Origin of the sequence: Cohnella sp. 56 (assembly GCF_037963805.1) — a bacterium.
Classification (GTDB): Bacteria; Bacillota; Bacilli; order Paenibacillales; family Paenibacillaceae; genus Cohnella.
This window is the reverse complement of sequence record NZ_JAZDQE010000019.1, coordinates 117833-124382: the sequence shown is the minus strand read 5'-3', so window position 1 is coordinate 124382 and position 6550 is coordinate 117833. Positions and strand designations below refer to the sequence as shown.

The following is a 6550-nucleotide window of genomic DNA, read 5'->3' as shown; positions in this document are numbered from 1 at the left end:
GCTCAGTCTTATGGCTTCTTCTTTGAATGCCTTGTCATACCTGTTCATGCGTCCTCGTCCCCTCGCTAGCTTTCATTTTATTTCATACGAGGGGGTTTTTCGACTGCATTTTTATCGTAGCACTCCACCTTCACTAGGAGAGGCGATGGGCCTGGGGAGCGCGCCGAATACGCCATCGCCTTCACTAGGAGAGGCGATGGGCCTGGGGAGCGTGCCGAATGCGTCATCGCCTTCACTAGGAGAGGCGATGGGCCTGGGGAGCGTGCCGAATACGCCATCGCCTTCACTAGGAGAGGCGATGGGCCTGGGGAGCGCGCCGAATGCGTCATCGCCTTCACTACAAGAGGCGATCCGCCTCGGGAGCGCGCCGAATGCGTCATCGCCTTCACTACAAGAGGCGATCAGCCTACCGGGAGCGCGCCATATATCCCTGCTTCGCAGCATCGCACAACGCTTCGCCCCGCGCCTTATGCTCGCTGTCGCACCCTCCACAAGGCATGGATTGCCAATAAGCCCCTCGTGTGTTAGAATCGAGTTACTTTTTGGAACGGAGGGTTGCCGTGTGATAGATTCTATCCGAGTTCGCACTTTGGTGGGCTAATGATTAGCGCCCAAGCTCTGCCTGTCGGGCAGGGGAACTCAGATGAAGTCTGTCCACATTCGAAGGTAACCCATGCGGGAGCATTGTCGGCTCATGTCTGCGCGGACGTTTGTTCGTCAGGCGGCGGTTGGCCGTCCTTTGGATAGATATGACTGCGACATGCGTTTTGCCCCATGCCGGGCGAATTGCATTTTCTCCATCTGATCACCCTGTACACAGGCGGACACTGCCTGTGTTTTTTGTTTTTTTCGATCATGAGAGGATGATGGATATATGGAACGAGATATTGAACCGATTAATCAGAACAATCTGGCGAGAGCCGTCGTCGTCGGCGTTCAGCTGAACAATGCGCCCGGCTTCGAATATGCGATGGAGGAACTGCGCAGCCTGGCGGACGCCTGCGGCATCGAGACGGTCGGCGAGCTGACGCAAAAGGCGGAACGCGTGAGTTCGGCCCATTATATCGGGAGCGGCAAGGTAGAGGAACTGAAGGCGCTCGTGAAGGAGCTGGACGCCCCGACGGTCATATTCAACGACGAGCTGTCGCCTTCGCAGATCCGCAACCTGGAGGCCGCGCTCGAGCGACGGGTCATCGACCGCACGATTCTGATCCTGGACATCTTCGCCGAGCGTGCGCAGACCAAGGAGGCGCAGCTGCAGGTCGAGGTGGCGAAGCTGCAGTATATGCTGCCCCGGCTCGTCGGCCTGCGCGAGTCGCTCGGACGCCAAGGCGGCGGCTCGGGCCTCAAAAACCGGGGCGCCGGCGAGACCAAGCTGGAGCTGGACCGCAGGCGGATCGAAGAGCGCATCTCGCATATGCAGCAGGAGCTGGAGAGGCTGGTCGCGCGCCGCCAGGTCCAGCGCAAGCAGCGCCAGAAAAACGAGATACCGGTCGTCGCGCTCGTCGGCTACACGAATGCGGGCAAGTCCAGCCTGATGAACGCCGTACTGTCCGCCTACGAGCCGGAATCCGGCAAGCAGGTGCTGGCCAAGGATATGCTGTTCGCCACGCTGGAGACCGCCGTGCGCAGCATCTCGCTGCCCGACCGCAAGTCGTTCCTGCTCGCGGACACGGTCGGCTTCGTCAGCCAGCTGCCGCATCATCTTGTCAAGGCGTTCCGCTCCACGCTCGAGGAAGTGTCCGAAGCCGACCTGCTCATCCATGTCGTGGACGCCGCCAACCCCGAGCACGAGCAGCATATCGCCGTCACCCGGGAGACGCTGAAGGATCTGGGCGCGGACGACATCCCGGTCGTCTATGCGTACAACAAGGCGGATCTGCTGCCGGACGGCGATTTTCCGCGCATCGACGGTGACGACGTCTACCTGTCCGCCGCGGGCGGGCAGGGGATCGAGGAGCTCGTGCAGATGATCAGAGACCGCGTCTTCGCTGATTATATTGAGGGCGAGGTGCTGATCCCGTACGATCAGGGCCGCCTCGTCGCCTACTTCAACGAGCATGCCGACGTCCGTTCGACCGAGTACGAGGAAGAAGGGACGCGACTCTCGCTCAGCTGCAAGTCGGCGGACTACGAGCGTTACCGCGAGCTGTTCGTAGAGCGCTGAGGAAGAAGGCGGACCGTCCTCGATCGAGGACGGTCCTTTGAATTGATAGGCGGGGGTGGGGGGGCATGTACGGTATTGCGGTGGCGCTCGTGCTCGGCTCGGGTTTCTTTCATTCGGTCTGGAATCTGTACACCAAGAAGAGCATCGATAAAAATGTATTTCTATGGTGCTGCCAAGCCGTGGCGATCGTCGTCTTTCTGCCGTGGACCATTCTCGATTGGGAAGGCGGTAGCCTGACCGCGGCAGGTTGTCTGATCATCCTCGCATCAATGGCTCTGCACGGGCTCTACGTCAGACTGCTTGCCGCCGCATACGCTGCCGGCGACATGTCTCAAGTGTATCCGATTATGAGAGGTACGAGTCCGCTGCTCGTGCCTCTGCTCGGGGCAGCGCTGCTCGGCGAGCGACTGACGCTCATCGGTTGGATGGGCGTCGTCACCATCGTGATCGGCATGGCTGCGCTGAGCCATACCGGATTCCGAAGGCGACAGTCCGACCGTCGTGCGCCGATGCTGGCGCTCGCTGTCGGCATCTGCATATCCAGCTACATCGTCGTAGACAAGATCGCCTTGGATCACGTATCCCCCATCGTTCTGAATGAATTAACCAACGTTGGGAATCTGCTGGCGCTGAGCTTGACCGCGATCCGCTCGGAGGGCATCGCCCGAGAGATACGGGCCGGTTGGAGGACGATCCTGCTCGGGGGCGTGCTGGCGCCGGGCGCTTATATTCTGTTCCTGTTCGCCTTGGCGCTGGCACCGGCAGCGCAGTTGGCCCCTATGAGGGAGATCGGGACCGTATTCGGCACCGTCTTGGCCGTAGGGATACTTCGAGAAAGGCAGGGGGCGCGCAGAATCGCGGCCTCGCTCCTAATTACGGCGGGTATCGTTGTGCTTGGGATATGGGGCTAGCCGCATCTCCAGCGCTTCCCGCTCCGCCTTTTTCAGCTTGCTGACGACCGCTTCATAAGAATGATCGATCATCGCCTTCAGGTCCGCGTCCGGCACGGTGCCGTCGAGGCGCACGGTGTTCCAATGCGTCTTGTTCAGGTGGTAGCCCGGGATGACGGCTTCGTATTGCTGCCTCAGACTCTCCGCGAGCACCGGATCGCACTTCAGGCTGACGCTCGGCGGCTCGCCGCGCTCGTCGACCAGCGCGAACATTTTGCCGGCCACCTTGAGCACCAGCGGCTCGTCGCCGAACGGATAGTCTTTGTAGGCGCCTTTTTGGGTCAAGATGTATTTGATGATCGATTTGATGTCCATCGTCGCACTCCTCCGTTCCGCATCGCATGCAATGCTATCCTTACACATATAACATGTCCGGAGGCCGTTGTTAAGCCATTCATTCAAGTACTATTAAATAGAAGGAGAGTGCACCATGAGCGAGAAAGACATCGTCGACCGCACGAGGCGGCCGGGTACGGCAGCGTCCATAGAGGAGGAGCTGCGGGCATTGGGTGTGCAGGAGGGCGACATCTTGCTCGTACATGCCTCGCTGTCCCGGATGGGATGGGTGTGCGGAGGTCCGCAGGCAGTGATTCAGGCGCTCCTGCAAACCGTCGGCGCTGCGGGCACGATCGTCATGCCCGCGCAGAGCGGCGACTGTAGCGATCCGGCCGAATGGCAGAATCCTGCCGTGCCGGCGGAATGGATCGAGACGATCTACAGCGAGATGCCGGCGTTCGATCCGGCGCGGACGCCGACGAGAGGGATGGGGCGGATCGCCGAGCTGTTCCGGACGTGGCCGGGCAGCATGCGGTCTCATCATCCGCAGGTGTCCTTCTCGGCGAACGGCAGGCTGGCCGCCGAGATCGTCCGCGAGCATCCGCTGACACCGCAGTTCGGCGCGGATTCGCCGCTCGGCAAGCTGTATGAGCTGGGCGCCAAGGTGCTGCTGCTCGGGGTCGGGTACGATTCATGCACCTGCATGCATCTGGCCGAGACACGGTTGCCGGATATGCCGAGGAAGCGCATGGGCGCCTCCGTCCTGGCGGACGGCGAGCGGACATGGCGCTGGTTCGAAGACTACGCGTACGACGCCGAGGACTTCGTCCAAGTGGGCGTGATGTTCGACCGCAGCGGCCAAGTCGCTTCGGGCCGGATCGGCGAGGCGGAGTGCCGGCTGTTCGGCGCGAGACCGGCGGCGGACGCGGCGGAGGCCTGGCTGCGGACCAATCGCTGATCTCTCGGCCGACCTGCGCTGCCGGTCGCATACCGCATCCTTTGTCACAGAAATCCCCCCTGCCCCGTCGTATGAGCAAACGGGTACAGGAGGCGTTATACTATGGATTCGAAGACAATTGTAGTCGTAGGCGGCGGGTACGCAGGCATTCACGCGGTGAGCCGCATCCGCAAGGAATGGAAGCAGGAGCTGAGCGAGGGGCGGCTGAAGCTCGTGCTGATCGATCGCCAGCCGTATCATCTGCGCAAAGTGCTGCTGTTCCAGCCTGCGGCGGGCGGGCAGGATATCCGGCTGCCGTTCGAGCGGATGTTCCCGCAGGATGTGACGTTCATGCAGGCTGCGGTGACGGGAATCGACCGGGATGCGAAGACATTGACGGCGGTGGGCGGATCGGGCGAGGAGATCGGCGTCGCCTATGACTGGCTTGTGCTGGCCGCAGGCAGCGTCGTGCGTCGGCCCGATCCGGCGGCGGGCGGCATGCCGCTCGCGGATGTCGACGACGCGCGGCGCATCGGCGAGGCTTGGCGCGACAATCTGAAGCGCGCCGCCGGGACGGCTGATCCGGCCGAACGGCGGAGATGGATGACGGTCGCCGTAGCCGGTGCGGGCATTAGCGGCATCGAGACGTCCGCCGAGCTCGCCCATTATATGCGCGCCGAGGCGCAGGCGCAGGGGCTTGATCCGGCCGAGGCGGGCGTCGTGCTGCTGAATGCGCATGGGCGGCTATTCCCCGAAGGGCCGGCCAAGGTCGGGGAGAAGCTGGCGGCGGCGCTGGCCGAAGCAGGCGTACAGGTGGTCCACGGGAGCAAGGCCGTGCAGGCGACGGAGAATGAAGTGTGTCTGGCCGACGGCAGGCGGGTGAAGGCCGGGCTATGCGTATGGACGCTCGGGCTGCTGCCGAGCCCGCTGCTGCGCGGCCTGGGGCTGCCTCTCGCGCCGGACGGCTGCTTGCTGGTCGACGGGAGCTATCGTGTCCCCGGAGCGGACGGCGTGTACGCGATCGGCGACTGCGCCCGGATCGTCGATGCCGCCACCGGGCGCGCGGACGGCAAGACCTGCAAGGAAGCGTCGGCCCAGGCGGCCCGGCTCGCCAAAGTAATCGCGGCAGACCGCGACGGCAGAGCGGCGCCTGCGCACAAGTCCTTTATGGACTTTTTCTGCTTCGGTCTCGGCCCCGAGCGGGGGATGGCGTGGACGCGGCAGTGGGGTCTCGACATCGTCGTCACGGGCAAGCTGGGCTGGCGCATACGCCGATATACATGGGACCTCGCGAGTCTGCTGAACTGAACAGATCGAATCGGACGGAGGAGAACGGGGTGACGGAGTGGTATGAGCGGCATCGCGGACTGTTGTTCACATTGGCCTATCAGCTGACCGGCTCCGCGGCGGACGCGGAGGATGTCGTGCAGGATGTGTTCGTGAAGGCATGTCTCCTCGAGCCGGACCGGCTGGCGGACCCGAAGGCTTATCTATGCAAAATGACGACGAACCGCAGCCTCGACCTGGTGCGCTCGGCGCGCAGGCGCAGAGAGACTTATGTAGGGGAGTGGCTGCCGGAACCGATACCGACGCCGGACGACGAGACGTTCGAGGCCGTCGCCCGCGGCGAGCTTTTGTCCTATGCGATGCTCGTGCTGCTGGAGCGGCTGACGCCGTCGGAGCGGACGGTGTTCGTGCTGCGCGAAGCGTTCGGATTCGACTATGCGGGCATCGCCGAACTGGCCGGCAAGACCGAGGCGAACTGCCGCAAGCTGCACAGCCGGGCCAAGTCGAAGCTGGGACTCGGCCCGGCCGAGCCGGTGCGGCCGGAGGAGGCGGGCGAAGCCTGGGTGCGCCGGTTCCTGGCCGCACTCGAGAGCGGCAGCGCCGACTCGGTCGTCGCGCTGCTGGCCGAGGACGTCGTCGCCATCTCCGACGGCGGCGGCCAAGCGGCGGCGGCCATTCATCCGATCGAGACGCCGAGCCGTGTCATGCGCTTCCTGACGGGACTGGCGCGCAAATTCATGGCGCCGGGAGAGGGAATGACATTCGCGCTGGCCGATATCAACGGGCAGACAGGCTTGACGTTCTCGTCGGCGGGCGTCATCGATACCGTCGTGCTGCTGCACGTCGAGGGCGGGGCGGTTCGCGGCCTGTACTTCATCCGCAATCCCGACAAGCTGCGGCGCTTCTGATCGGAAGCGGCACGTTCGTCGAGCC

At 63.3% G+C, this 6550-nt stretch carries 7 protein-coding genes; 5 read left to right on the top strand and 2 right to left on the bottom strand.

Features of this window, described 5'->3' with window-relative positions; genetic code table 11:
• Positions 1-111: 111 nt before the first annotated feature.
• Complete coding sequence (locus tag VQ071_RS25430; RefSeq protein ID WP_340517112.1) at positions 112-444, bottom strand: hypothetical protein; 333 nt, start codon at positions 442-444, stop codon at positions 112-114.
• 430 nt (positions 445-874) lie between these two features.
• Between VQ071_RS25430 and hflX the strand changes: the two genes are divergently transcribed.
• On the top strand, positions 875-2167 hold the full coding sequence (gene hflX, locus VQ071_RS25425; protein ID WP_340517110.1) for a GTPase HflX: 1293 nt from the start codon (positions 875-877) through the stop codon (positions 2165-2167).
• A 65-nt stretch (positions 2168-2232) separates the two neighbouring features.
• Positions 2233-3078: a DMT family transporter gene (locus tag VQ071_RS25420; protein WP_340517108.1), complete on the top strand. Its 846-nt coding sequence runs from the start codon at positions 2233-2235 to the stop codon at positions 3076-3078.
• Here VQ071_RS25420 and VQ071_RS25415 read toward each other — a convergent pair.
• Entirely contained in the window at positions 3037-3432 is a 396-nt protein-coding gene (locus tag VQ071_RS25415) for an MmcQ/YjbR family DNA-binding protein (RefSeq protein WP_340517106.1), read from the bottom strand. The two genes, VQ071_RS25420 and VQ071_RS25415, sit on opposite strands and share 42 nt — an antisense overlap.
• 115 nt (positions 3433-3547) lie before the next feature.
• Here VQ071_RS25415 and VQ071_RS25410 point away from each other — a divergent pair, with 115 nt between their 5' ends.
• The 3 genes from VQ071_RS25410 (at position 3548) to sigJ (ending at position 6525) form a co-directional block, all read left to right on the top strand.
• Entirely contained in the window at positions 3548-4351 is an 804-nt protein-coding gene (locus tag VQ071_RS25410; protein ID WP_340517104.1) for an aminoglycoside N(3)-acetyltransferase, read from the top strand.
• A gap of 102 nt (positions 4352-4453) precedes the next feature.
• Positions 4454-5638 carry an NAD(P)/FAD-dependent oxidoreductase gene (locus tag VQ071_RS25405; RefSeq protein ID WP_340517102.1) on the top strand — a complete coding sequence of 395 codons (1185 nt, stop codon included), beginning with the start codon at positions 4454-4456 and terminating at the stop codon, positions 5636-5638.
• A gap of 29 nt (positions 5639-5667) precedes the next feature.
• Complete coding sequence (gene sigJ, locus VQ071_RS25400) at positions 5668-6525, top strand: RNA polymerase sigma factor SigJ (protein ID WP_340517100.1); 858 nt, start codon at positions 5668-5670, stop codon at positions 6523-6525.
• The last annotated feature ends 25 nt before the right edge of the window (positions 6526-6550 follow it).

Bases quoted from the DNA above. Each gene is read 5' to 3' on its own strand.
- VQ071_RS25430 (WP_340517112.1), bottom strand. From the start codon at position 444: ATGCTGCGAAGCAGGGATATATGGCGCGCTCCCGGTAGGCTGATCGCC.
- VQ071_RS25405 (WP_340517102.1), top strand. From the start codon at position 4,454: ATGGATTCGAAGACAATTGTAGTCGTAGGCGGCGGGTACGCAGGCATT.
- VQ071_RS25415 (WP_340517106.1), bottom strand. From the start codon at position 3,432: ATGGACATCAAATCGATCATCAAATACATCTTGACCCAAAAAGGCGCC.
- VQ071_RS25410 (WP_340517104.1), top strand. From the start codon at position 3,548: ATGAGCGAGAAAGACATCGTCGACCGCACGAGGCGGCCGGGTACGGCA.
- VQ071_RS25420 (WP_340517108.1), top strand. From the start codon at position 2,233: ATGTACGGTATTGCGGTGGCGCTCGTGCTCGGCTCGGGTTTCTTTCAT.
- hflX (WP_340517110.1), top strand. From the start codon at position 875: ATGGAACGAGATATTGAACCGATTAATCAGAACAATCTGGCGAGAGCC.